Origin of the sequence: Bacillus xiapuensis, assembly GCF_002797355.1 — a bacterium.
Classification (GTDB): Bacteria; Bacillota; Bacilli; order Bacillales; family Domibacillaceae; genus Bacillus_CE; species Bacillus_CE xiapuensis.
This window is the reverse complement of record NZ_KZ454939.1, coordinates 802,284-825,783: the sequence shown is the minus strand read 5'-3', so window position 1 is coordinate 825,783 and position 23,500 is coordinate 802,284. Positions and strand designations below refer to the sequence as shown.

Below are 23,500 nucleotides of genomic sequence, written 5' to 3'. Positions count from 1 at the left end.
CCTCAGCTCCTTCGCTCTGTACCCTCATTTAATTAAGCTCCAGCTCCCGTTTCAGTTCATCCACATATTCCTTTGAGCCGGTAACAATCAGCCGATCATGCAAGCGGAGCTCTGTATCTCCATGCGGAACGAGTGAATCCTTGTCTCGGAAAATCCGCACAAAGATCACATCCCCTGTAAACGGAAACTTCCTAAGCGTCATGCCTTCATATTGAGGATTCAAAAGTTTAATTTCATATAATGATGTTTCCTTATTTGTTAAAATGCTAAGAATGCTCGGGGACTCTATCAACGCACGCAGCAGCGCCTTGGATGACAAGAAGTAGGAGAATGTTTCAATCCCTTCCGCGATCAGACGTTTCTCCAGTTCTTCCCGTTCTACATGGGCGATTACCCGCTCCACTCCGCGCTCTTTCGCCGCCATAGCCAGATGAGCATTATGCTGTTCATCACCGGTCGTAATCACGAGAATATCAGCGGAAAACACCCCCTGCTCCTCCAGCAAATCCACAGACAGCTCTTCTAACTCAACGATGTCAAAAATGGATTGGCTCGAATGGGCTTCCTGCGTCTCCGGCTTCTTCCGGTAGAGGACCGTATCGTACAATTTTGACCTCAATTCTTTCGAAATCGGCATCGTGTACTGATTGGCGCCTATAAAAGCCACCTTGATCTGTTTCTCCTCCCTCATATGCGTCGGAAATAGCTTTTTAAAGATAACCGGCGTGATCAAGCAAGTAATAACAGCCACTAAAATAAGCGTACCGCTCATTTGCGCCGTGATGACCCCAAGGCGCTCCGCGATTTTGGCTGCCGCGATCACAAGTGACAAGGTTGAGGTTAACAAGAAGGCAGAAGCAGCCACTGTTTTCTTGTCATACCACTTTCTCAAATATAAAATTGGAACAGCTTTGGAAATGAAAAACGCCAGCATTAATAGCGGAATGAACAATAGCATTTTCTTATCGCTTAAAAGTGACCACAGTTCAAGCTCAACACCGACCATCACGAAGAAAATCGGAATTAAAAATCCGTAGCCAAATGAATCAAGCTGGCGGATGAGCTCGTTATTCGGCGCTAATAATGAAACGAGCACCCCAGCTAAGAACGCGCCGAGAATATTTTCCGCGCCGACATATTCAGACAGCGCCACAAGCACGATCATCAGGGTAAAGACCGCGCGGGTTCCAATCTGGACAGTTCCGGTTGACAATGCGTCAAAAATCGGCTTGCCTTTAAATTGCTTAGCGAGAAAATAGAGCAGAACGCCCGCAGCAAACAGCACAAGAAGAAGCCAAGTATTGCCGCCTTCACTGCCGCTCACGGAAACATATACCGCCAGCAAAATCATCGTGACAAGATCAGCAATAACCGCAACCAGCAGAATAATCTGACCGATGACCGTCTTCATTAAATGCGCTTCCTTTAAAGTAGGAACAACGACTCCTAAAGAAATAGTTGAGATAATTAAGGTCATGAGGAAAGCATCTTCAATCAGTCCCATGACAGCAAACAGGTAGGAAAGACCGAATGACAAGACGAGAATGCCTAAAAAGACAACCGTTGCGGCCGTAAAGGCGTTAGGCTCTTTAGCGGCTTTAGCATCATTTTCCTTGCGCTTTTTGTTTGCAGAAAAGGCGGAAAAATCAATCTCCAATCCGCTTAAAAACATGAGAAAAAGAAATCCAAGCGTCGATAATGTCTCCAGCCAGACGTCTTGCTCTACTATGTCAAAGCCGCTTTTCCCTATGATTAACCCCACCACAATTTCAGCAATAACGACAGGAATAAAGTTCAGTTTCAATCGGTGCAGCAAAATGGGGGTTAAGAAAGCAGCAACAATTACAATAACTAAAGATAATAGCGATGCATGTTCTTCCATACATTCTCTCCTTTCTGTCCAATGTTCATAATATCTCCCCTATACTAACAAAATTATTTGAAATTGTCTCATAAAAAAGATTAACCTTATATTAAGTTTGCACTTTAGAGATAACTATGGATAAAGGAGTGTTGTCTGTATGGAAATAGATATTATTGGGGATATCCATGGATGCTATCAAGAATTTGAGGAGTTGACGAAGAAGCTGGGCTACTCTTGGAAAAACGGGCTTCCTGTTCATCCTGACGGCCGTCTTCTCGGTTTTGTCGGTGACTTAACCGACCGCGGTCCCGCTTCAATCAAGGTGATCGAAGTTGTCCATGATCTTTGGGAGAAAGGACTTGCCTACTATGCTCCCGGAAATCATTGCAATAAACTATATCGCTGGTTCTTAGGAAACAATGTGCAAGTAACACATGGACTGGAAACGACTGTAGCTGAGCTTGAGCAATTGGAGAACCGGGACTTCAAACGGATAAAGAAGAAATTTATAACCTTATACGAACAGTCGCCTTTATACCAAATGCTCGATAACCGCCAATTAATCATCGCGCATGCCGGCATACGCGAACAGGATATCGGCAAATTCACCGCAAAAGTGAAAACATTTGTATTATACGGTGATATTACTGGAGAAAAGCATGCGGACGGCTCTCCCGTTCGCCGCGATTGGGCCAAGCATTACCGGGGACAGTCCTGGATCATTTACGGCCATACGCCGACGAGAGAAGTGCGGCAAATCCACCGCACAGCCAATATCGACACCGGCGCTGTTTTCGGAGGAAAGCTGACCGCTTTTCGGTATCCTGAAAAAACGATTGTGTCGGTTCCTTCCGCTATGCCTTATGTGCCCGAGAAATTCCGCGCGTTTGATTCATAAAGGCAGCCCGCCAACATCCGTTGGCGGGCTGCCTTCGCTTTTTACCCATAAGAGCCAAATTGTTCAATCACGCGCTGCAAGTCTCCGGCAAGCGGCAATTGAAAGGTCATGCTTTTCCCAGTTACGGGATGGTGAAATGTCAGGCGGCTGCAATGCAAAGCTTGCCGGCTTATCTCCTTCACTCTCCCGCCGTACAGATCATCCCCTAGAAGAGGATGGCCGATGTGCGAAAGATGCACCCGTATTTGATGAGTGCGCCCCGTTTCAAGGCGCAGCCGGAGATGAGCAAATGAGGGGTACTGCTGCAGCACTTCGTAATGAGTGCAGGCATACTGGCCGTCCTGCCTTACTTCCCGCTCGATAATGCTCGTTTCTTTACGCCCGATAGGAAGCTCAATTCGGGAGGCTGCTTGTGAAAATACCCCTTCTGCCAGCGCTTCATACGTGCGCGCAACTAGGCGCTGCCTTTGCATGAGGGAAAATAGGTGATGAATATGCCGGTGCTTGGCAATAAGCACAACCCCCGACGTATCGCGGTCTAACCTGGTCACAATATGAACAGTCGCCTCAATGCCCCGCTCACGATAATAGGATAGGATACCGTTCGCCAGACTTCCGGAAGGATGCTCCCGGGATGGGATCGTATTCATGCCCGCCGGTTTAGCTGCTGCGATCAGATACTCATCTTCATAGAGGATCGAGAGCGGAATCGCTTCCGGCTGCATGCCGGCACTCGGCTCCTCCTTAGGAAATACCACTTCGATTTGATCACCGGCCGCCACCACATAGCGGACGTTTTCCTCTTTGCCGTTGACGGAGATGATCCCGCCATTAAACTTAATATCCGTCAGCGCCCTCTTTGAAATGTTTTTCTTTGAAAGAAATTCCCGAAGCAGCACGCCGTGATCTTGAGCGGCTGCCATCCAATTCATCTGAAATCCCACTGTCTTTAATTGCTGACAAAAGAATCATGGACTCGTTTCCAAAATGGAAACGGACGAAAGCGGGCAAAGCGGATTTTCTCATTGGCGACACGGTATTGAATGGACTTGACATCTTTATGGAGTAAAGTTAAATGATCAATTGTTACGAGAAAATCAGACCGGTTGACCGGCTTCAGCATGCAGGTGTGGTGTGCCGGCAAAATGAGCGGCGATCCTACCGTACGGAATACCCGGTTATTGATGGAGGCCATCTCCGCAAGCTGCAATGCGCGAATGGAGGGATGGAGGATGGCTCCGCCAAGGGCTTTATTATAGGCCGTGCTTCCTGAAGGAGTGGATACGCATAAGCCATCCCCGCGGAAGCGTTCGAAATGATCGCCGCGTATCTCCACGTCCATAACCAGCGTGCCCTCCACACTTTTAACAGTCGATTCGTTTAAGGCTAAATAGCGCGTTTCCTTGCCGCCGTGCTGGTAACGGATAATCGCTTCCAGCAGCGGATATTCAATAATTTGGTAAGGAGTGCGTGCGATGGCAATGACCAGCTTTTCAATTTCATCAGGCACCCAGTCAGCATAAAAACCTAAATGTCCCGTATGCACTCCCACAAATGCCGTTTTATCAAGCCGTGAGCTGTAACGGTGAAAAGCATACAAAAGAGTGCCATCCCCCCCAACCGAAACAACGATATCGGGCTGGTTTTCATCATAGGTTAACTTAAAATCAAGCAAATATGTGCGAATCTTATGCATTAAAGCATTAGACTTCGCATCGCCTTTAGAGGTAATAGCAAACTTCATCATTCGCCACCCTTTTAATTATTTTTTCTTTCTGTGATCTTTCGCCTGCTCTTTTTTCATTGTAAAGAAAGCTTGGGCTTCTTGAATTTCCTCGCGAATCAATGACATTTCTTCATCCAGCCGAAAGGCGGCCTCTGATGCTCCTTGTAGCCGCTTTTGAATCTCTTCAGGAAATTGGCCTTTATATTTGTAATTTAAAGAATGCTCGATCGTCGCCCAGAAATTCATGGCCAGCGTGCGGATTTGAATTTCCGCCAGAATCTTTTTCTCTCCATTAATTGTTTGCACGGGATATTCAATTACCATGTGATAAGAGCGGTAACCGCTTGGCTTCTTATGTGAGATATAGTCTTTCTCTTCCACAATTCGGAAGTCTTTACGCATTCTGAGCTTCAAAACCACTTTTTTAATATCATCGACAAACTGGCACATCATGCGCACACCGGCAATATCCTGTATTTCCGATTCTAATTGATCCAGCGGAATTCCTTTTTGATTTGCTTTATCCAAAATGCTGGCAATAGGCTTAACGCGGCCTGTTACAAATTCGATCGGCGAATGCTCATCCCCCATCTCAAATTGGGTTCTCATGCCGCGCAATTTCACTTTCAGTTCTTCCACTGCTTGCTTATAAGGTGCTAAAAACTCATCCCAATGTTTCATCTTTCTTCCCTCTCAGACATCGCTGCTTTATTATTCATGAACAAATACGTTCTCCACAGTAGCTACCATCGCTTCTCCATAGTTGCTGTTGCCTTCAATATTGCTGACTAAATAAGAAAGCTCTTCTTTCCAATTCGTGAGGGCGAGATGAGCATCACGTCCGGCTGCGACTAAATCAGCGCCATCCTTCCAAGCTTTGCGAAGATCTCCCCATGTATCTTCATGTATGTATAAATAAATATAATCATCTTGTTCTTCCGCCAAATACACGAACGCCAAATTGTCAGAATCCACAATCATTTGGCCGCTGGCTGTAACATTGGCTAAGGAAACGGGTTCTTCCGCATGCAATTGAAGTTCGTTTCCGCTCCAAGAGGTTCGTTTAAAGTGAATGGTTTTTCTCATGTGATTATCCCCTTTCAATTCATGCTGCTCATAGAACGGCAGAGAAATCACCTGCCGCTGCATGTTCTTTTTAGAAGGGCTCTAGCCGATTGATGGAATCGAAAAAACCCATTCTATATTCTATCATATCTTTTCCTTTCAAATATAGATTGACAACCTTTAGAATAAGAAGAAGCTATACAATAAGAAGAAAAGAGGCGGTCGTATGAGCCAGGTACTGGAAATTGAATTTAAAAACCTATTAACAAAAGAGGAATTTCATCGTTTGCTAACTGCTTTTAAATTGCAGGAAGATGATTTCACACTTCAGCATAATCATTATTTAGATACAGCCGCTTTTCATTTAAAAGAAGCTGGCTGCGCTTTGCGCGTGCGCGAAAAAAGCGGACGGTTCGAGCTGACTCTCAAGCAACCGGCTGCAGAAGGGCTGTTGGAGACGAATCAGCGGCTTCTTCAAGAGCAAGCGCAAGCATTGCTCACAACGGGACGGCTGCCGGAGGGAACTGTCCGAAATAGCATTTATTCTTTAGTAGCCGCTAGGGAAGACTTCTGCCATTTCGGGACATTATCCACGAAACGTGCGGAAATCACGTATAAAGATGGTCTTCTCGTCTTTGATCATAGTTTCTATTTCCAGCGGGAGGATTTTGAGCTAGAATATGAAGTAACAGAAAAATCCAGCGGAGAGAAACACTTCAAAAAGCTTTTGAATGACTATCAAATACCGGTGAGAAAGACCGATAATAAAGTTAGCCGATTCTATCAGGAAAAACTACGCCTCATAAAAGGTGAGAAACAGGGAGAGAACCATGCATGAATAATCACTTCATTCATACGATGCTACAAACAAGCGCCTTGCAAAATATGTCCATGCTCCCCGGCGGCGGGACGACTGCTTCCAATTCTTCGCAGCTGTTCGGAGCGGTATTGAAGCAAGCATTGATTCAAGGTCTTTTGCTTGAAAACAGCCGGGCGCAAGGAGCGTCCCCCGCCTCCTCAGGATTGGGGATGGCCGCTGCACCTTCCCCTTTCGTGACAAAACCGGGGGCCGATGTCATAAAATCGGGCAGTGCGCCGATGAAAACCGGCTTTGACGATATTATTACGAGAGCCGCTGAAAAGTATAATATCCCCAAGAAATTAATTCAATCGGTCATCAAGCAGGAATCTAATTTCAATCCAAATGCAAGAAGCTATGTCGGCGCGGCCGGTCTCATGCAGCTTATGCCGGCCACCGCAAGAGGTCTCGGTGTTTCCAACCCGTATGACCCCGAGCAAAATATTTTCGGCGGTACGAAATATTTGCGGCAAATGCTCGATCAGTTCGGCGGAAATATTAAACTGGCTCTTGCCGCTTACAATGCCGGGCCCGGAAATGTAAGAAAACACGGAGGCATTCCTCCCTTTAAAGAAACACAAAACTATGTGCAAAAAGTAACGAGCAATTATTTTGCTTAAATGCAAGAAGCCGTTTGGAAGGCTGGAGAACGGAAACCAAGGTTAAACAAGAACTTTACAAAATCAATGAGGTTGTCCAGAAATTCAGTATAAACTGACTCTTCCGGACAACCTGTTTTTATGTTTCAGATAATTGGAAATCTTAACAGCAGGCAGTTTGTTTGTGTTCCCCTCCCCCCCTTGATAAAATGAGTTTACAACTACAAGGAAAAAAGGAGTTATTGGTATGGCTGAAAAATCAATAGCACCATATGAACTCATCGGAGAAAAGAAACTATCGGAGCTTGTTGATTCTTTTTATTCAAAAGTAAGCAAGCACCCTGACCTATTTCCAATATTTCCTGACGATTTGACCGAGACAGCTCGCAAGCAAAAACAGTTTTTAACTCAATATTTAGGCGGGCCCTCTTTATACACCGACGAACATGGCCATCCCATGCTCCGTGCCCGCCACATGCCGTTTCCCATCACACCTAAACGAGCGGATGCCTGGCTCCTCTGTATGCGCCAAGCGATGGATGAAACCGGCGTAACTGGAGAATTGCGCGGCTTCATTTATCATCGGCTTGAATTGACAGCAAGACATATGGTGAATCAGCCGGAAGAATTAGGTGAGGAACATTGAAGCCATCATTACTGCTTAATCGAATGGGTTCGGCTCAGCAAAAAAAGCTTGAGATTTACATGTTCGTTGATCCTCTCTGTCCGAAGTGCTGGGCTCTTGAGCCTATAATCCGCAAATTGCAAATTGAATACGGCCATTATTTTCGATTGAAGCAAGTATTAACCGGCAATCTTGCTGCATTGAATTTGCCAAAGCAAAAATGCCAATCCATCGCCAAGCACTGGGAGAAAACAGCAACACGAACAGGCATGTCATGTGACGGCAGCCTTTGGATCGAAAATCCGATTTCTTCTCCTTTTCTCGCTTCCATTGCCATTAAGGCAGCCGAGCTGCAAGGACGGCGGGCCGGAAGCCGGTTCTTGCGCAAATTGCAGGAAGTGCTCTTTTTAGGGAGCCAAAATGTTTCCGATTTGTCCGTATTGACGGCTTGTGCCAACGAATCCGGGCTGGATAAAGGGGAATTTTTAAATGATATCCATTCTTCCAGTGCAGCGAAAGCCTTTCAATGCGATTTAAAGATATCTGCTGAAATGGAAGTGGAAGAGGTGCCAACGCTCGTGTTCTTCAATGAAAACATTGAAGAGGAAGGAATTAAAATCTCTGGGCTGTACTCTTACGATATTTATGTTCAGATTCTTTATGAAATGCTAGAGGAGATTCCGCAGCCGCTTGCTCCTCCTTCCCTTGAAGAATTTTTGCGGCATTTTCGCCTCGCAGCCACGAAGGAAATCAGTGAAGTCTATAATTGGAGCGCCAAGCAGGTCGAGAAAGAAATGAAGAAACTGATCCTGCAGCGAAAAGCCCGAAAAATCCCTGCAAAGCACGGATCTTTCTGGGAATATAGCGGCAATGAATGATGACGGAGAACTCCGTCATTTTTTTAAAAACTTTTAATAAAGCTTCATCCTTATAATTTGCCAAAATAGCGAAAACCCTTAGTTATCAGGATTTTCGCTATCTTTGTTTGCGTACAATTTATTATAAAAGCAGACTCACAACACCTGAACAATTGAAAAGGATGCCATCCCGGCTAAATTTCTTATTTTTTGCCTGAGATTTTTTTGTCTCTCAACCCGAAACATACAAGCAATGAACCTGCCGCTTTCCGATTCATCCCTTTGCTTAAATGATTTCAGCTCCCAATAGCCTTCTCTGCTTCGCTGAAAAGGCTGGGATTCTCTCCTGTTAAAGGGTATAAAAAAAAAGAAAAGACCTTGTATTAGCTACAAGGCCTTTTCTCACGAACAAAGGGGATGGGAGAAATTTTTCACGGTCAAACAAAGGGGTATATGTTTGCTTGTGATCAACTTCACAGTCATATAATAACATGGTTATCTGATGATTTACAAGAGAATGGACAAGCTTTCACATTTTTGTCATAACAATGGAATAGAAATCATAAACTAACATATAATGGAATAATCACTGGAGGAGGAAGAGGCATGAGGTGGGTTGGTGTATGGTTATATATCGCATTGTTAATCCTCGCCTTTCTATTTAATTTATTGGGACTCATGAATTTATATCCCTTATATGTAACAGCTTCGGTGTGGTTTGCTGCGCTATTTCTTCCCGTGTACATCGCCAATAGAAAAAAGTAAGTGAACCTCCGGGCACTTTCTCATCCATGTTGATGAACGGAAGAACAAAGACAGCTGCGCGGCATCAAGCAGGCCCGGATGAATCGGGCACGCAAAGGCTGTGCTCCCCCGCTTAAACTTTTGGTTCCCTTCCATTCTGGAAAGGGGGCTTTCCATTCGAGATAAAAAAGTCTCCGCAAAAGGGAGACTTTTTTGCTGTTAGGATAATAATTCTTCCATTTCTTCAAGCTTTTGTTCAAAAACACGGCAGGCTTCCTCAATTGGTGTGGCTGTCGTCATATCCACTCCTGCCTTCTTCAGCACTTCAATTGGGAAATCCGAGCTTCCCGCCTTCAAAAATTGGTTAATATAGCGGTCAACAGCCGGCTGTCCTTCCTTCAGAATTTGTGCGCTTAAAGCGGTTGCTGCGCTGAAGCCGGTCGCATACTGATAAACGTAATAATTATAGTAAAAGTGAGGAATTCTCGCCCACTCCAGTCCAATCTCTTGATCAATCACCATTTCATCGCCAAAGTATTTTTGGTTCAGTTCATAATAAATTTGCGTCAGCAATTCCGCCGTTAATGCTTCACCTCTTTGTGCTTTTTCGTGAATCATATGCTCAAATTCAGCAAACATTGTTTGCCGGAATACGGTGCCGCGGAATCCTTCTAAATAGTGATTGAGAATATATAAACGCTTTTTCTCATCATCAAGATGCTTCAGCAAATAATCGTTTAATAGCGCTTCGTTGCATGTAGAAGCTACCTCCGCCACAAAAATCGAATAATTGCCATATACATATGGCTGGGAACTGCGCGTATAGTAGCTGTGCATGCTGTGTCCAAATTCATGGGCGAGCGTGAATAAGTTATTGACGTTATCCTGCCAATTCATCAAAATATACGGATTTGTGCCGTAAGCTCCTGAAGAGTATGCTCCGCTGCGCTTTCCTTTATTCTCCACTACATCCACCCAGCGGCTTTCCAATCCTTCTTTTAGCTTGTTCACATACTCTTGTCCAAGCGGCGCCAAACCATTGATTAAATATTCCTTCGCTTGGTCATATGTGACCTTCATCTTAACATCCTTTACTAGCGGCGTGTATAAATCGTACATATGGAGTTCTTCCACACCAAGCACTTTCTTGCGCAGCTTAATATAACGATGAAGCAAAGGCAAATGCTTATGAATGGTCTGAATCAGGTGGTCATACACGGTTTCCGGAATATTATTGTTCGACAAAGCCGCTGCGCGGGCGCTTTCATAGCGGCGTACCCGGGCGTAGAAGTTATCTTTTTTTACTTGGCTGCTTAAGGTGCTGGCAAATGTATTTTTAAATTTGCCATAAGTATCATATACCGCTTTAAAGGCTTCTTTACGAACGCGGCGGTCGTCAGATTCCATTAATTGAATAAAGCGGCCATGTGTAATTTGCACATCTTCCCCCTCTTCATTCTCGATCACGGGGAATTCAAGATCAGCATTGTTCAGCATGCCGAATGTGTTGCTGGAAGCGCTTGTTACTTCAGAAGCTTGAGCCAGTAAGCTTTCTTCGGCTGCTGACAGCACATGCGGCCGCTGCAAGTTGATTTCTGCAATCGCTTGTTTGTAGATCTTTAGCTTGTCGTCACTCTGAATGAACGATTGCAGCTTTTCCTCGTCCATCGCCAGCAATTCAGGAACAGCAAAGGAAAGCGCTTGGGCAATTTGCGTGTATAAATTTTTAGCCCGGTCATCCATCCCCTGATAGTGTGAGTTGGTCGTATCCTGATCATACCTCATATGGGAATATGTATATAGTTTCCCCATCCGTTCCAGCAGTTCATCTTGGTAAGTGAAAAACTGATATAATTGCTCCGCACTCGCTCCCAGTGTCCCTTGAAAGGTCTGCGCTTTTGCACAAAGCTCTTTCACGGCCTGAAATTCTTTTTCCCATTCGTCATCGCTTGAAAAAATGTCCTCAAGCCGCCACGTTAATTCCTCCGGCACTTCATCTCTTGAAGGCAGCTGCTTGCTTGCCTGATTATTTGTCATAGGAAGCCCTCCTGTATCCAATATTTCTCTTTCTAATCATAGTATGACAACCGGTGAAATTCAAAGAAAAAGCTGATTTCTTATCATTTCGCCGTATACCTCGGCCAGTCTTTTCTCTCTCTTCATTTGTTCATACATATGCGCGGCGCCCTTTAAGCTTCGATGGCCGGCTGTCTTCCATAAATTTATATACGCTTCTGCTAAATGATGCAGCCTAAGCGGAGATATCAGCGGAAAAGTATTCAGCTCCAGCCTCCCTTTTGAGATTTGTTTTTCGAGCACTGTCACAGCTTGTTCTGTACTAGGCTCTAGTGTATGCAAAAAAAGCTCCTTCCATAAATAAAACTGCCATTCCAGCGGATGGTTTTTCAATAAAGCCATATAACGAACGGGAACACCGAGCCACTCAGGCAGCAGGAAAGGATTCCCTCCCATTTGATACACTGCCTTCATCAAAGGGTGCTGAATGCCCTGCTTGTAATACAGCTGCTTTTGAATCCATGCATTCTTTTGTTTAAGCCAATGTGACAGCGAGAAGGCAGGGGGTGCTGCATGCGGTGAAAAGGATGGAGGAAAGGATGCGTGCCGGCGGGGCATTACTTGTACAGAAGCTAAATAAAGCGAAGTGGAGTAAGGGGTCAAATGAGAGTAGAATGTGAATTCTTCCCTTTTGGGGCAATAGGCCAGAAACCAAAATCCAAATGCGGGTGTATACTGAAAAAACAGCCGCTGAAACGCGGTAAAACGAAAAAACTCTCCGTATCTGACCACGGGCGCCCCTCCGTAAATCCAAAACGGAACATACTGATGACGCTGATATCCTTGTGTTCTGGCGGAAAATACGTCCGAAGAAATAGACGAGCATTGAAATTCCACCGCTACTTTTCCCTTTGCCAGCAAGTCTGGACGCTGGCAAATTTCCGGCAAAAATGCCTCAAGCTGCGCTTCTCCAAAGCGGCTGAGCCAACGATATAAATCGGCCTTTCCCTTCAAATGTCTCTCGGATTCATTTTCGGAAAACGAGCGGCAGGATGAGGACGGCCGATGGGCAAAGTGAGGAATTTTCATCGTTCCGGCTTTCAGCATGACGCGCTGGCGGCATTGCGGACAATAAAAAGAAGATTGCTTCAGCTCCATAAGCCTTTGGCGCGGTATTTTTTTCGCCAGATTGATTACTGTTCCCTGCTGGTCTAACGCCATGAGCATAGCTCCACCCCTTTCTTGTTTATTACATTTATTCGCTTCAACAGCCGACGAATCCTGCTAAAAAAGGGAAAACCATCTTTTTCCAAACTAAAAAAAGAGAACAGGCTCCCTTCTGCTTTTGAAAAAGCAAGGGATCTGTTCTTCATTGTTTAGTTTCAAATCAGAGCAGCGGCGAGAGCAAGCGGGAGGTCGATTCCAGCAAGCGGTAACCGATGGGCCGGCTGCGAAAGTCATCAACCGTCAATTCAGTCGATTCGCGTATATCGTTGGTGAAATCCTTTACTAATGATTCTATGCTCTCTGTGTGGTATAAAAAAGCATTCACTTCAAAGTTTAAATGGAAGCTTCTCATATCCATGTTCGCTGTGCCGATCGACGCAATTTCGCCGTCTACAATGATAAACTTACTGTGCATAAACCCCTTATTATACTCGAAAATCCGCGCTCCCGCTTCCAGCAGCTCAGGAAAATAGGAGCGGGAAGCATGAAATACAATATGTTTATCCGGCCGGCTAGGCACGAGCAGCCTGACATCGATTCCGCTCAATGCCGCTATCTTCAGCGCAGATAAAATGTCATCGTCCGGAATAAAATAAGGAGTTGCAATCCATACAAATTCCTCGGCCTGGGCAATCATCGAAAAGAATATATTTTTAATGACGCTCCATTCATTGTCAGGACCGCCGGCGATCATTTGAACGCCGCCTGTTCTTTTCACTTCGTTCTTTGGCTCCGGCGTTAAATAACCCGGCGTAATAAAGCTGTCATTCGTCATATAATACCAATCCTGCAGAAAGATTAATTGCAGCGTGCGGACGGCCTCACCTTTGACGTACAAATGAGTGTCGCGCCAAAAGCCGATATGCGCGGCTTTGCCTAAATACTCATCCCCAATATTCAAGCCGCCGACAAACCCAACCTTTCCATCTACGACAATAATCTTGCGGTGATTTCTAAAGTTAAATTTGTTGTTTAATATCGGCAGCTTCACCGGTCCAAACGAAATCATCTCTATCCCCGCCGAACGCATTTCCTCTATGTATGCTTTCGGCAAGGTCCAGGAGCCGACAGCATCAAATAAAAAACGAACTTTCACACCGCTCTTCGCTTTCTCGATCAATATGTCTTTGATCTCATTGCCGATTCCATCGGAGCGTACGATATAATATTCCAAATGAATATGATGCTTTGCTTTTTTTAATTCTTCTTTAATAGCTGAAAAAGTTGCCTCGCCATTCGTCAGTACCCTAGTCTCCGTATGGAAGGAAATCCCGCTGCTGCCGAGCCTCTCCGCAAGAGGATAAACCGTATGCTTCCCGTATTTTTTGAAGTGCCGCTTCAAATCTTCCTTGGAGTGGGAGAATTTATATTGCTGATAAGACTTTTTATCAAGAATATATTTCTTCTTAAACATCCGCTCCTTGCGATAATTCCTCCCAAAAAGCAAGTAAAAAATGAAGCCAAACAGAGGAAAAGCTCCGAGCACGACCAGCCAAGTAATGGTCTGAGTCGGCTGCCGGTTCTGAAAGAAAATTGAAAAACTAATAATCATCACGGACAAGGTAAGAAACAGACTCGTATATTTCAGCAGTCCATCTATGTATTGATCGAACCATAAAAAATAAATAAATAATAAAGCGCTGATAAAAATCAGTACTTTAATCGTGTTTTTCATATATAGCACCTTACCCTCTCTAACAATGGCACCCTGTATGACAGAGCGGCAAACCTTGCAAAAGCCTCCAATTGCTTTGCTTCCCTTTCTCCTGAATGCAATCTGCCGCAGGACTTGAACCAAAAAGTCTAAGCGGGAAATCACGGCTCCTGCAGGCTCGGTGCAGATCACAAAGGCGCTGGAGCAGAGCGCTGAGCTGACAGCCTGTGTTCTGCTTTTCATCAGCATGAGATGAAAGAATCCCTTGCTGTTTATTATACCCTGTTTCAATGGAAAAAGGCTGCTTTGCCAATAAAAAAGCGCCGATTCCAGAATGGAATCAGCGCAATAGAATTAATGGAAATATTGACGAACCGTCGAGAAAACATCCCGCTCCATCACACATTTTCCATATTCCTGAAGCATGTGGATGCTCTTGTTGGATTCATGTGCGAATTCAAGGAGTATACTCAGCTTATTCTCTATATCCTCTTCATCAAAGTGATCATCAGGGAACTCAACGTATAAATAATATATATGATCCATGGAGTACAGCTGCGTGCTGAATCCAGTTAAATCAGAACGTTTGCTCAAGTGAATCAAATCTTCAAAGTCGCGAAACGCAAGCAGAAACTCCAATGGCGACTCATCCGCCTCTTCCTCATCATCATTGAAATGTTCATCCAGCAATTCCTCTAAACGGTCCTCCACCGGAAAATCCCGGTATTTATCGCCAGGAAGCGGCAGTTCAATGCGTTGTCCATCCTTCGTTAAATTTGCTTGTGTAACTAAAATTTCTAGCCCTTTATCCAAGGCTTGGACCTGAATCCAAAGCGGGCCATCAACGGTAAAGTCCTCTTCATCGTGGACTTCCTCCATCATGTCCCAAAAAAGCTCCTCGCTGCGCTCGCGATTATACCAAATCTCATCGCGGTCAAAGCCTCTCTCCTCTATATCAATGTAAGAAATGTAAAACTTAACAGTATGGTCATTAATGCGTTCGATTTCCATAACTACCTCTCCCTTCCGTCTAAGGGTACCTGAGGGTCATCCCCCTTATTATTAGGCAATTCCCAGAATGGCTTGCTGGTATTCATTTACCTTATTCTATTGTATGACATATAAGCCCTAAATGAAAACATAAAGATTATGAAAATTTTACGTTTGTCCGGCCATTCTAACTCAATCTGCCTCAAGTTGCAAGGGATGAACATAGTGAACTGCCCGTAGCTTAAAATCAAACCACTTTGGAAGCGTGGCCTCCCGACTTACCGCTGCTTTAAGCTGCCAACGAGAACAGGCCGAGCTATCTCTCTCGCTGCAAGAACTCTTACAGCTAAGCGGCCGCCATCTTTCCCTTTAGAAGTGAAGGACTTCTTTCGGAGGGAAGTTAAATAAAAAACCTCCATACTTCTGTATGAAGGTTTCTATACTTTTTAGTTGACCAACCGCTGCGCTTCCAATAATTGGAATGTGCGGACTTTTCTTGGAAGGAATCGACGAATTTCATCCTCGTTATAGCCGACTTGCAATCGTTTCTCATCCATAATAATCGGACGGCGAAGCAATCCAGGATTATTTTGAATTAATTCAAACAAATTTTGAAGCGGCAGTGTCTCGAGATCCACATTTAACTTTTGGAAGATCTTCGAGCGGGTGGAAATGATTTCGTCCGTGCCATCTTCAGTCATTCTCAATATTTCCTTAATTTCTTCGATGCTCAAAGGCTCGGAAAAAATATTTCTTTCAACATAAGGGATTTCGTGTTCTTCTAACCAAGCTTTCGCTTTACGGCAGGAAGTACAACTAGGTGAAGTATATAGTGTAACCATTCCTCAATCACACTCCTTAAAAATAAAATATGATACCTGTTGTTTATCATGAGGAACCTTCATTACAGAAGACATCAATTTGATAAAAAATCAAATATCCGGCTACGGTATGTATTATACCATGAACGCATTAGACATGAACATACTTTTCATTACTTTGTAATAATAAAGATGAAACTTCGCTTATGCTCTTTAGTGAATATTTACCCGGATTTTCAGCAAACCAAACCTTTTTTTGGTATTTTTTCATGCGCTTGTAAGCTGCGTCAATTTAATTTTTTCAGAATATCCTCTTTCTGATTTTCTCCAAACGACAGCACTTGATCAACCGGATCAAACGCTGCGCCGTACATTTCTTCATCTTTATATTTATGAATATGATGATATGTTTTCACCATGCTCTCATATATCTTTTCTTCTGATTCATGGTTGGGAGACCAATACAAAATTTCCATGTGATTCACTTCATTTGTCGCCAGCGAACGGCGGCGGTAGCCGATGCTTGAAGCGTGCTCAAAACCTTCGCGCGCATAGAAATTCAGCCTTTTCTCCGTATCTGTATCCTCATAATTAATCGGTTCGACTTCCAAAATAATGGGTTTGTCTTTTTTCTTTAACTTTTCAATAAGCTGATGCCCCAGCCCCTGCCCCCGAGCGTGCTTGGAGACAAACAAGTAATCAATAAATAAAAACTCGTCAAATTCAACATAAATGAGGACATGATTCGGCCCCTCATCTTTATGGTATACATCGCTGCGCTCTTTTAAAAGCACTTCCATATGTTCTTGCGATTTCATTTCTTCAATCGGAAAATATTGATTCAATTTTTCATACCAATGCATTCGCATCATCTCCTTCGTTTGTGCTTCATTCAGGTAAAGTGGGCAGGCAGCGGCAGCAGGCGGGGATAAGGGGGAAAATGCTTTTAAAACAGCCAGCCAATTGTATTTTCCCCTATTTTTTCATTTTAAACGCCTAAATGCCGTTTTTTTGCTGCTGACCGCACAGAAAATGGCTTCATTTAGTATATCTATTCTTTGCTTCGGATGTTATGCTCGGCAGCCTTCTCAGAGAATGCAGGCAATCCACCTCCGAATAAAGACAGGCGAAGCAGCAGCTGAACAAATCTTCAAATCTCCTGCAGCCAAATCGAAAAAGCCGGATGAAACAGGCACTTAGCCTGCTTCATCCGGCTTCTTTTCTTTCCCGCATATAAGGCCCCTACCATAAGAATGCGGACGGGAAAGAAAAATTAAAGCATGAAATCAATACCCGATCTGTTTGGACCTGCACGAGGCAGGCCACACAGACATTGCAGCCGGCCGTTGGGGCGCTGCCTTTGTTCTTCTTTTCCTCAGAAAGAGATAAAAACTTTATTTACTGAGCTGAAGATCATGATGATAATTCGCCCGATACTCCTCCAGTTCACTTTCCGAGCAATAAACATAATGGCCTGGAGCGACTTCTCTCATCATGAGCTCTTCACCTGGAGCGTATTGATGGACATCGGGATGATACACCTTTCGCACCCGGTTTCTCTCATAATCCGGATCAGGAAATGGAATAGCAGAAAGCAGGGATTGTGTGTATGGATGCAAAGGCTGTTTGTACAATGTATCGCTCGGAGCAAGCTCGACCAGCTTGCCGAAATACATGACCCCAATGCGGTCGCTAATATACTTAACCATCGATAAATCATGAGCGATAAATAAATACGTCAGTCCTTTTTCCTTTTGCAGCTTTTGCAAGAGGTTCACAACCTGCGCTTGAATCGATACATCCAGCGCTGAAATCGGTTCATCGGCAATGATAAATTCAGGCTCCACAGCGAGAGCGCGGGCAATGCCAAGCCGCTGGCGCTGTCCGCCTGAGAATTCATGAGGATAGCGGTTGGCATGCTCTCGATTCAGCCCGACGGTTTCTAACAGTTTATATACCCGCTCCATCCGTTCGGCCTTGGTCTTTGCTAATCCATGAATGTCGATTCCTTCTGCAATGATATCCGATACCTTCATTCGCGGATTCAAGGAAGCATACGGATCCTGGAAGATCATTTGCATTTTACGGTGCAGTTCTTTCAATTCCTTCTTCGATTTCTTCGAGTGCACATTTTGGTTATCAAAGAGCACCTCGCCATCCGTCGCATCATATAGACGAATAATCGTCCTTCCCGTCGTCGACTTGCCGCATCCCGATTCTCCAACAAGTCCAAGCGTTTCTCCTTTGTAAATATCAAAAGAAATATCATCAACCGCCCGCACTTCATTCGGCGTGCCGGCATGAAAGTATTGCTTCAGCCCTTTCACTTCAACCAATTTTTCCATAATGTTTACTCCCCTTTCACCATGACAGGAATCTCAAAGGTTCCCGCCAGCTTTTTCTGAATGCTGCGCACCGCTTCCGGCGGTTCGACTTTAGGGGCATCCGGATGCAGCAGCCACGTTTTGGCGAAATGGGTGGGCGACACTTGAAACATTGGCGGCTCCTCTTCGTAATCGATTTGCATGGCATAGGCATTTCGCGGGGCAAAAGCATCACCAACCGGAGGGTTTGTTAAATCAGGCGGCGTTCCGGGAATCGCCTCCAATGCCTCTTGCTCCACGCTGTCTAAGCTCGGCATGGAAGCCATTAATCCCCATGTATATGGATGTCTTGGATCATAAAAGATTTCATCAGCCGTGCCGATTTCAACAATCTGTCCGGCATACATAACAGCTACACGGTCTGCGACATTGGCTACAACTCCCAAGTCATGGGTAATAAAAATAATGGATGAGCCCATTTCTTTCTTCAATTTCTTCATTAATTCCAGAATCTGCGCCTGAATGGTTACGTCTAACGCTGTCGTAGGTTCATCGGCAATCAGCAGCTTCGGGCTAGCAGCCAGCGCAATCGCAATCATAACCCGCTGCCTCATCCCGCCGGAGAATTGATGAGGGTACTGTTTCACCCTCGCTTCCGCCTTGGGAATGCCTACTAGCTGCAAAAGTTCAATCGCCCGCTGATGAGCCTGCTCCTTATTCATATCCTTATGCTTTATTAATACCTCAGTAATTTGGGCGCCGACTTTCATCGTTGGGTTTAAAGACGTCATCGGGTCCTGAAAGATCATACTTATATCTTTGCCAAGAATTTTCTCCATTTCTTTCGGCGTTTTAGACACAATATCTTCACCGTCAAGCAAAATTTCCCCGCTGCGGATCTCACCTGGCGGGATAGGAATCAGCTTCATAATGGCTTGCGTGGTGACACTTTTCCCCGAACCTGATTCTCCCACGATGGCCAGCGTCTCGCCCTTTTCCAAGTCAAAGCTGACACCTCTTACCGCCTGTACATAGCCGCTATGCGTTTTGAAACCGACTTCTAAGTTTTTGACTTCCAGTAATTTTCCCATCGATTACATCCTCCTATTTTCTCATTCGAGGATCAAGAGCATCTCTTAATCCGTCTCCGATCACATTAAACGCGAATATCGTTAAGCAAATAAAGGTGGCAGGGAAAAACAATCTCCACGGATAATACTCCAGAGCCGACAAACCATCATTGGCCATTGTTCCCCAGCTGGCTAACGGAGGGTTTAATCCTAATCCTAAAAAGCTTAGAAAGGCTTCTGTAAAAATAGCAGTCGGAATCGTCAATGTAAGGGTAACTAAAATGGGCCCCATCGTGTTAGGAATCAGATGCTTAAACAAAATTCGTTTGGCGCTTGCCCCTAATGTTCGCGAAGCTAAGACAAACTCCTGATTTTTCAGCTGCAGCACCTGTCCGCGAACAATCCGCGCCATGCTTATCCACCCGGTAATCGTCATGGCCAAAATCATTGTGCCGAGTCCCTGGCCAAGAACAACCATGAATATAATGATCATTAATAAGTTAGGAATTCCATATAATATATCTGCAATCCTCATCATGATTTCATCGACACGGCCTCCTTTATAGCCGGCGATTCCGCCCCACAGGATGCCGATCACTAAGTCAATGAAAGCAGCGGCTATGCCGATAAACAAGGAAATTCTCGCTCCTTGCCATGTGCGGACAAAGACATCGCGGCCGAGGTCATCTGTGCCGAACCAGTGTTCACCGGAAGGAGGCTGATTGGCGTTCATTAAATCATTCGTCGCATAATCGTATTTGACCATATAAGGTCCGGCGATGGCCATAAATAATAACATGGCCAGAAGAACGGCTCCGAACATCGCCAGTTTATTTTTTTTGAAGCGGAGCCAAGTATCCTTCCAAAATGAAATGCTCGGTTTTTCAATTTTTTCAGCAGCATCCCCTTGAGGTCCGACAATTTCAAATCTGTTATCCTTATTAGGCACCACATTCATAGATTTACGCCCCCTTCTTCTGGCTTCTTAATTTAATTCTCGGATCAATGAGTCCATAAATCATATCCACTATGAAAATAGAGAGAAGAAGCAAAATACTGTAGAAAGTCGTCACACCCATGATGACTGTGTAATCACGGTTTTGGATGCTGGTGACAAAATGTGATCCCAGCCCCGGGATACCGAAAATTTTCTCAATCACAAAGCTTCCGGTGATGATTCCTGCCGATAACGGCCCCAGATAGGACACGACCGGCATCAGCGCATTGCGGATTGCATGCTTGACAGTAATCACCGCGCGGCTTAATCCTTTCGATTTCGCCGTTTTAATATAGTCATTGGCCAACACCTCAAGCATGGAGGATCGTGTTAAGCGGGCTATAAAAGCAAGCGGTGTTGCTGCTAAAGCCAGTGCCGGCAAAATGGTATGGGCAAAGCTGTCCCAGCGTGCGACCGGCAGCGCTTGCAGCTTAATCGCAAATACATATTGCAAAACGGCCGCCATTATAAATGATGGTACGGAAATCCCGATTACTGCCACAATCATGGATAAATAATCCTGCCATTTATTGTGATATAAAGCCGCTAAGACGCCTAATAAAACTCCGAGCGCTAAAGCGATAAATATCGCTTCTAATCCTAATACTAGCGAGACCGGAAAGCCTTCACTGATTAAGTCATTCACCGTTTGTCCTTTATATTTAAAAGAAGGCCCGAAATCCCACACCGCAATTTTCTGTAAATAATCTGCGTACTGCACATACCATGGTTCATCCAGTCCATAATGCGCATTTAAATTCGCTTCAATTTCCGGAGGCAGCTTCTTTTCGGAGGTAAACGGATTCCCAGGCGCCAGCCTCATCAGAAAAAAGGTTGCCGTGATAATCACCAACAAGGATAAAAGCATATACAAAAATCTCTTACCAAAATACTTCGCCATCTTTTGCACCTCCATTTTTATTCAGCTGATACGATTCAGGGGTATATGGGACGCACCCCATATACCCCTGAAAAGAAATGGCTTATTCAAAGTGAGCCCATTTTAATTGGACATCGCCAAGACCAGAGATCACGACATCCTTGAGGTTATCTTTCTGCACCCAAGAATTCGTATAGAAATAAATCGGGGCAACAGGCATTTCGTCTATGAAGATCTTCTCCGCGTCTCTCAGCATTTGCTCGCGCTTAGCCGGATCTGTTTGTTTTTGTGAATCAACCAATAATTTTTTGAATTCCGGATGCTCCCAGTTCGTGTCGTTGTTTCCGCCTTCTTTTTCACGGAATAATTCCAAGAAGTTAATCGCATCATTGAAATCTCCCAGCCAGCCCATGCGTCCGACCATATAGTCACCGGAGTGAAGCTTTTCAATATATACCGCCCACTCTTCATTCCCGAGCTTTGCTTTCACGCCCAGCTCTTTCTTCCAAGTATCTTGGACAGCCTGAGCGATTTTTTGATGAGATTCATCTGTGTTATAAGAGATTGAAATTTCAGGCAATTCTGAGGCGTCTTTTAATCCGAGTTCTTTCAATCCTTTCTCTAAATATTCCTTTGCCTTCTTCACATCATGGTCTTTAAAGTAACCTTTTTCATTCTCTTCAAACATGCTTGGCGGGACGGCAGCCATCGCTGGAATTTGTCCGCCTTTCGTAATCTTCTCCACGATTGATTTTCTATCTAATGCATACGTTAATGCTTTGCGGATGTTAACGTTATTTAATGGCTCTACTTCCGTATTGAATTTGTACCAGTACACGCCGGCGATTGGCTTGTTCTTTAGGATTTTTTCTTTTTTTAAGCTATCCATGGCATCTGTCGGCAAGCTACTAAACGGAGCTCCCGCCCAGTCAAGCTCCCCTTTTTTAAACATGGACAGCTCGGTATTTACATCGTTCACCATCGCCATTTCGATTTTGTTAAGCTTGACGTTCTCTTTGTCCCAATATTGATCATTTTTCTCAAGAACGATTTTATTGCTGTGCTCCCATTCCGTCATCTTGAACGGGCCATTGGATGTGTAATTCTCTCCGGCGTTTTTATACCATTTCTTGTCTTTTTGCGCTATTTTGCTATTAACAGGAAGATACGTATAGAAGGCTGTCAATTCCAAGAAATAAGGTGTCGGGTTCTCCAATGTGACGACAAGCGTTTTGTCGTCTTTAGCTTTGACGCCGACATCGTCCAGCTTTGCCTTTCCTTCGTTAGCTGCCTGGCCATTCTTTAAATAATACAGCTGATAAGCATATTGCGATTGATTTTTCGGGTCAAGGGCCCATTTCCACGCATATTCAAAATCCTTGGCTGTTACCGGATCCCCGTTACTCCATTTATGGTCTCTAATCGTAAACGTATAAATTTTGCCGTCCTCGGATACATCAACTTTTTCAGCAGCAGCATTTTCCGGCTTATCGTCTTTATTGATTCGCGTTAAACCTTCAAATGTATTGCGCAAAACGGTCCCTGCAGTATTTTCATTAGCCAGACCGGGATGGAGCGAAAACGGTTCTGTTTTAATATTGACGCGAAATTCTTCTTTGTTTTCTTCTTTAGCGCCTGTGCCGGCTTTACCGCCGCTGCCACCGCCGCAAGCAGCCAAAAAAGTACTTAATGCCAATAGAAATACTAAGAAAACAGAAAACTTTTTGTTCATTCTCTTACCCCCTTAACATTTTTTCTTCATTTTTCTGAAGATTTAATATTATTATAATACTTTTTCTTTTTGTTACAATAATTTTTGTCAATTTTTTTAATATTTTCTTAACAAGTAATTTACTGTCTCTTCATAAACAATGCACATTTCTGTCACAATTTCATTGATTTTATGCATCACCTTTAGTAAAGAATGATAAATTTTGGCTATCCCCTCCACCAACACTTGTATATTTATTTATTTTTATGAATTTACATAAATAACAAGTTTGTTATTTTTTCATAACTTTTCCTCCAAAACAATCCCTAGTTTTGAAAGCGCTTCCTTTTCTCGGTATTATATATATGCACTTTCCATTAAAAAGAAGACTAGAAATTGAAGCTCTTTTGCTTTTTAAAGCCTGACATCCTCTCTCTCCTCTTGATTTTTGCTTCGCGTTTATTTTATAATCGTCTTAAAATAGGAATTGAAGCGTAAAAGAAAGAAAAGTACAAACCGCTTTCGGTTTTCAGAGAGTCTGCGTTGCTGTGAGCAGACAGCCGGGCTGTTTGG

23 protein-coding genes and 1 other annotated feature (1 of these 24 running past the window's edge) are annotated in these 23,500 nt (G+C 44.2%); of the genes, 5 read left to right on the top strand and 18 right to left on the bottom strand.

Annotated elements, in window-relative coordinates:
• Positions 1-28 precede the first annotated feature (28 nt).
• Positions 29-1,882 carry a monovalent cation:proton antiporter family protein gene (locus CEF20_RS04145; RefSeq protein WP_100330602.1) on the bottom strand — a complete coding sequence of 618 codons (1,854 nt, stop codon included), beginning with the start codon at positions 1,880-1,882 and terminating at the stop codon, positions 29-31.
• Between the two features lie 139 nt (positions 1,883-2,021).
• Between CEF20_RS04145 and prpE the strand changes: the two genes are divergently transcribed.
• Positions 2,022-2,762 carry a bis(5'-nucleosyl)-tetraphosphatase PrpE gene (gene prpE / locus CEF20_RS04140; RefSeq protein WP_100330601.1) on the top strand — a complete coding sequence of 247 codons (741 nt, stop codon included), beginning with the start codon at positions 2,022-2,024 and terminating at the stop codon, positions 2,760-2,762.
• A 41-nt stretch (positions 2,763-2,803) separates the two neighbouring features.
• Here prpE and CEF20_RS04135 read toward each other — a convergent pair whose 3' ends face one another.
• The 4 genes from CEF20_RS04135 to CEF20_RS04120 are packed head-to-tail and all read right to left on the bottom strand — an operon-like array spanning position 2,804 to position 5,574.
• A complete protein-coding gene (locus CEF20_RS04135) occupies positions 2,804-3,694 on the bottom strand; it encodes an RluA family pseudouridine synthase (protein ID WP_100330600.1) in 891 nt (296 codons plus the stop codon).
• 17 nt (positions 3,695-3,711) lie between these two features.
• On the bottom strand, positions 3,712-4,506 hold the full coding sequence (locus CEF20_RS04130) for an NAD kinase (protein WP_100330599.1): 795 nt from the start codon (positions 4,504-4,506) through the stop codon (positions 3,712-3,714).
• A gap of 18 nt (positions 4,507-4,524) precedes the next feature.
• A complete protein-coding gene (locus CEF20_RS04125; RefSeq protein WP_100330598.1) occupies positions 4,525-5,169 on the bottom strand; it encodes a GTP diphosphokinase in 645 nt (214 codons plus the stop codon).
• Between the two features lie 30 nt (positions 5,170-5,199).
• Positions 5,200-5,574 carry a UPF0738 family protein gene (locus CEF20_RS04120; protein ID WP_157796188.1) on the bottom strand — a complete coding sequence of 125 codons (375 nt, stop codon included), beginning with the start codon at positions 5,572-5,574 and terminating at the stop codon, positions 5,200-5,202.
• Between the two features lie 205 nt (positions 5,575-5,779).
• Between CEF20_RS04120 and CEF20_RS04115 the strand changes: the two genes are divergently transcribed.
• The 4 genes from CEF20_RS04115 to CEF20_RS04100 all read left to right on the top strand — a co-directional run bounded on the left by CEF20_RS04115 (position 5,780) and on the right by CEF20_RS04100 (position 8,514).
• A complete protein-coding gene (locus CEF20_RS04115) occupies positions 5,780-6,391 on the top strand; it encodes a CYTH domain-containing protein (RefSeq protein ID WP_100330596.1) in 612 nt (203 codons plus the stop codon).
• A complete protein-coding gene (locus tag CEF20_RS04110; RefSeq protein ID WP_100330595.1) occupies positions 6,388-7,032 on the top strand; it encodes a lytic transglycosylase domain-containing protein in 645 nt (214 codons plus the stop codon). Before CEF20_RS04115 ends, CEF20_RS04110 begins: the two co-directional genes overlap by 4 nt.
• A 226-nt stretch (positions 7,033-7,258) precedes the next feature.
• Entirely contained in the window at positions 7,259-7,657 is a 399-nt protein-coding gene (locus tag CEF20_RS04105; protein WP_100330594.1) for a globin domain-containing protein, read from the top strand.
• Positions 7,658-7,680: 23 nt separating this feature from the next.
• Complete coding sequence (locus tag CEF20_RS04100; protein WP_100331995.1) at positions 7,681-8,514, top strand: ClpXP adapter SpxH family protein; 834 nt, start codon at positions 7,681-7,683, stop codon at positions 8,512-8,514.
• Positions 8,515-9,219: 705 nt separating this feature from the next.
• Here CEF20_RS04100 and CEF20_RS17025 read toward each other — a convergent pair.
• From CEF20_RS17025 to CEF20_RS04040, 13 genes are all read right to left on the bottom strand, one after another.
• Positions 9,220-9,393 (bottom strand): hypothetical protein, encoded by a 174-nt coding sequence (locus tag CEF20_RS17025; protein WP_232713366.1) that lies wholly within the window; start codon positions 9,391-9,393, stop codon positions 9,220-9,222.
• A 63-nt stretch (positions 9,394-9,456) separates the two neighbouring features.
• On the bottom strand, positions 9,457-11,274 hold the full coding sequence (gene pepF / locus CEF20_RS04095) for an oligoendopeptidase F (RefSeq protein WP_100330593.1): 1,818 nt from the start codon (positions 11,272-11,274) through the stop codon (positions 9,457-9,459).
• Positions 11,275-11,334: 60 nt separating this feature from the next.
• Positions 11,335-12,480 carry a competence protein CoiA gene (locus tag CEF20_RS04090; RefSeq protein WP_100330592.1) on the bottom strand — a complete coding sequence of 382 codons (1,146 nt, stop codon included), beginning with the start codon at positions 12,478-12,480 and terminating at the stop codon, positions 11,335-11,337.
• A gap of 160 nt (positions 12,481-12,640) precedes the next feature.
• Positions 12,641-14,155, bottom strand: a complete 1,515-nt coding sequence (cls, locus tag CEF20_RS04085; RefSeq protein ID WP_100331994.1) for a cardiolipin synthase — start codon at positions 14,153-14,155, stop codon at positions 12,641-12,643.
• A gap of 333 nt (positions 14,156-14,488) precedes the next feature.
• Positions 14,489-15,145 (bottom strand): adaptor protein MecA, encoded by a 657-nt coding sequence (gene mecA, locus CEF20_RS04080; protein WP_100330591.1) that lies wholly within the window; start codon positions 15,143-15,145, stop codon positions 14,489-14,491.
• 257 nt (positions 15,146-15,402) lie between these two features.
• Positions 15,403-15,543 (bottom strand): hypothetical protein, encoded by a 141-nt coding sequence (locus CEF20_RS17020; protein WP_232713365.1) that lies wholly within the window; start codon positions 15,541-15,543, stop codon positions 15,403-15,405.
• A 27-nt stretch (positions 15,544-15,570) separates the two neighbouring features.
• Positions 15,571-15,966 carry a transcriptional regulator SpxA gene (spxA, locus tag CEF20_RS04075; protein WP_100330590.1) on the bottom strand — a complete coding sequence of 132 codons (396 nt, stop codon included), beginning with the start codon at positions 15,964-15,966 and terminating at the stop codon, positions 15,571-15,573.
• A 266-nt stretch (positions 15,967-16,232) separates the two neighbouring features.
• Positions 16,233-16,808 (bottom strand): GNAT family N-acetyltransferase, encoded by a 576-nt coding sequence (locus CEF20_RS04070; RefSeq protein ID WP_100330589.1) that lies wholly within the window; start codon positions 16,806-16,808, stop codon positions 16,233-16,235.
• A gap of 531 nt (positions 16,809-17,339) precedes the next feature.
• The gene (locus CEF20_RS04060; protein ID WP_100330587.1) at positions 17,340-18,293 is read right to left on the bottom strand and encodes an ABC transporter ATP-binding protein; all 954 of its coding nucleotides are present in this window, start codon (positions 18,291-18,293) and stop codon (positions 17,340-17,342) included.
• 2 nt (positions 18,294-18,295) lie between these two features.
• Complete coding sequence (locus tag CEF20_RS04055) at positions 18,296-19,360, bottom strand: ABC transporter ATP-binding protein (protein ID WP_100330586.1); 1,065 nt, start codon at positions 19,358-19,360, stop codon at positions 18,296-18,298.
• Between the two features lie 13 nt (positions 19,361-19,373).
• A complete protein-coding gene (locus CEF20_RS04050; protein ID WP_100330585.1) occupies positions 19,374-20,297 on the bottom strand; it encodes an ABC transporter permease in 924 nt (307 codons plus the stop codon).
• Between the two features lie 4 nt (positions 20,298-20,301).
• The gene (locus CEF20_RS04045) at positions 20,302-21,237 is read right to left on the bottom strand and encodes an ABC transporter permease (protein WP_100330584.1); all 936 of its coding nucleotides are present in this window, start codon (positions 21,235-21,237) and stop codon (positions 20,302-20,304) included.
• A gap of 82 nt (positions 21,238-21,319) precedes the next feature.
• Positions 21,320-22,948, bottom strand: a complete 1,629-nt coding sequence (locus CEF20_RS04040; RefSeq protein ID WP_100330583.1) for a peptide ABC transporter substrate-binding protein — start codon at positions 22,946-22,948, stop codon at positions 21,320-21,322.
• Between the two features lie 465 nt (positions 22,949-23,413).
• Positions 23,414-23,500: a binding site (T-box leader), on the top strand; it runs 140 nt beyond the window's last position.

Bases quoted from the DNA above. Each gene is read 5' to 3' on its own strand.
- CEF20_RS04145 (WP_100330602.1), bottom strand. From the start codon at position 1,882: ATGGAAGAACATGCATCGCTATTATCTTTAGTTATTGTAATTGTTGCT.
- prpE (WP_100330601.1), top strand. From the start codon at position 2,022: ATGGAAATAGATATTATTGGGGATATCCATGGATGCTATCAAGAATTT.
- CEF20_RS04135 (WP_100330600.1), bottom strand. From the start codon at position 3,694: ATGAATTGGATGGCAGCCGCTCAAGATCACGGCGTGCTGCTTCGGGAA.
- CEF20_RS04130 (WP_100330599.1), bottom strand. From the start codon at position 4,506: ATGAAGTTTGCTATTACCTCTAAAGGCGATGCGAAGTCTAATGCTTTA.
- CEF20_RS04125 (WP_100330598.1), bottom strand. From the start codon at position 5,169: ATGAAACATTGGGATGAGTTTTTAGCACCTTATAAGCAAGCAGTGGAA.
- CEF20_RS04120 (WP_157796188.1), bottom strand. From the start codon at position 5,574: ATGAGAAAAACCATTCACTTTAAACGAACCTCTTGGAGCGGAAACGAA.
- CEF20_RS04115 (WP_100330596.1), top strand. From the start codon at position 5,780: ATGAGCCAGGTACTGGAAATTGAATTTAAAAACCTATTAACAAAAGAG.
- CEF20_RS04110 (WP_100330595.1), top strand. From the start codon at position 6,388: ATGAATAATCACTTCATTCATACGATGCTACAAACAAGCGCCTTGCAA.
- CEF20_RS04105 (WP_100330594.1), top strand. From the start codon at position 7,259: ATGGCTGAAAAATCAATAGCACCATATGAACTCATCGGAGAAAAGAAA.
- CEF20_RS04100 (WP_100331995.1), top strand. From the start codon at position 7,681: ATGGGTTCGGCTCAGCAAAAAAAGCTTGAGATTTACATGTTCGTTGAT.
- CEF20_RS17025 (WP_232713366.1), bottom strand. From the start codon at position 9,393: ATGGAAGGGAACCAAAAGTTTAAGCGGGGGAGCACAGCCTTTGCGTGC.
- pepF (WP_100330593.1), bottom strand. From the start codon at position 11,274: ATGACAAATAATCAGGCAAGCAAGCAGCTGCCTTCAAGAGATGAAGTG.
- CEF20_RS04090 (WP_100330592.1), bottom strand. From the start codon at position 12,480: ATGCTCATGGCGTTAGACCAGCAGGGAACAGTAATCAATCTGGCGAAA.
- cls (WP_100331994.1), bottom strand. From the start codon at position 14,155: ATGAAAAACACGATTAAAGTACTGATTTTTATCAGCGCTTTATTATTT.
- mecA (WP_100330591.1), bottom strand. From the start codon at position 15,145: ATGGAAATCGAACGCATTAATGACCATACTGTTAAGTTTTACATTTCT.
- CEF20_RS17020 (WP_232713365.1), bottom strand. From the start codon at position 15,543: ATGGAGGTTTTTTATTTAACTTCCCTCCGAAAGAAGTCCTTCACTTCT.
- spxA (WP_100330590.1), bottom strand. From the start codon at position 15,966: ATGGTTACACTATATACTTCACCTAGTTGTACTTCCTGCCGTAAAGCG.
- CEF20_RS04070 (WP_100330589.1), bottom strand. From the start codon at position 16,808: ATGCATTGGTATGAAAAATTGAATCAATATTTTCCGATTGAAGAAATG.
- CEF20_RS04055 (WP_100330586.1), bottom strand. From the start codon at position 19,360: ATGGGAAAATTACTGGAAGTCAAAAACTTAGAAGTCGGTTTCAAAACG.
- CEF20_RS04050 (WP_100330585.1), bottom strand. From the start codon at position 20,297: ATGAATGTGGTGCCTAATAAGGATAACAGATTTGAAATTGTCGGACCT.
- CEF20_RS04045 (WP_100330584.1), bottom strand. From the start codon at position 21,237: ATGGCGAAGTATTTTGGTAAGAGATTTTTGTATATGCTTTTATCCTTG.
- CEF20_RS04040 (WP_100330583.1), bottom strand. From the start codon at position 22,948: ATGAACAAAAAGTTTTCTGTTTTCTTAGTATTTCTATTGGCATTAAGT.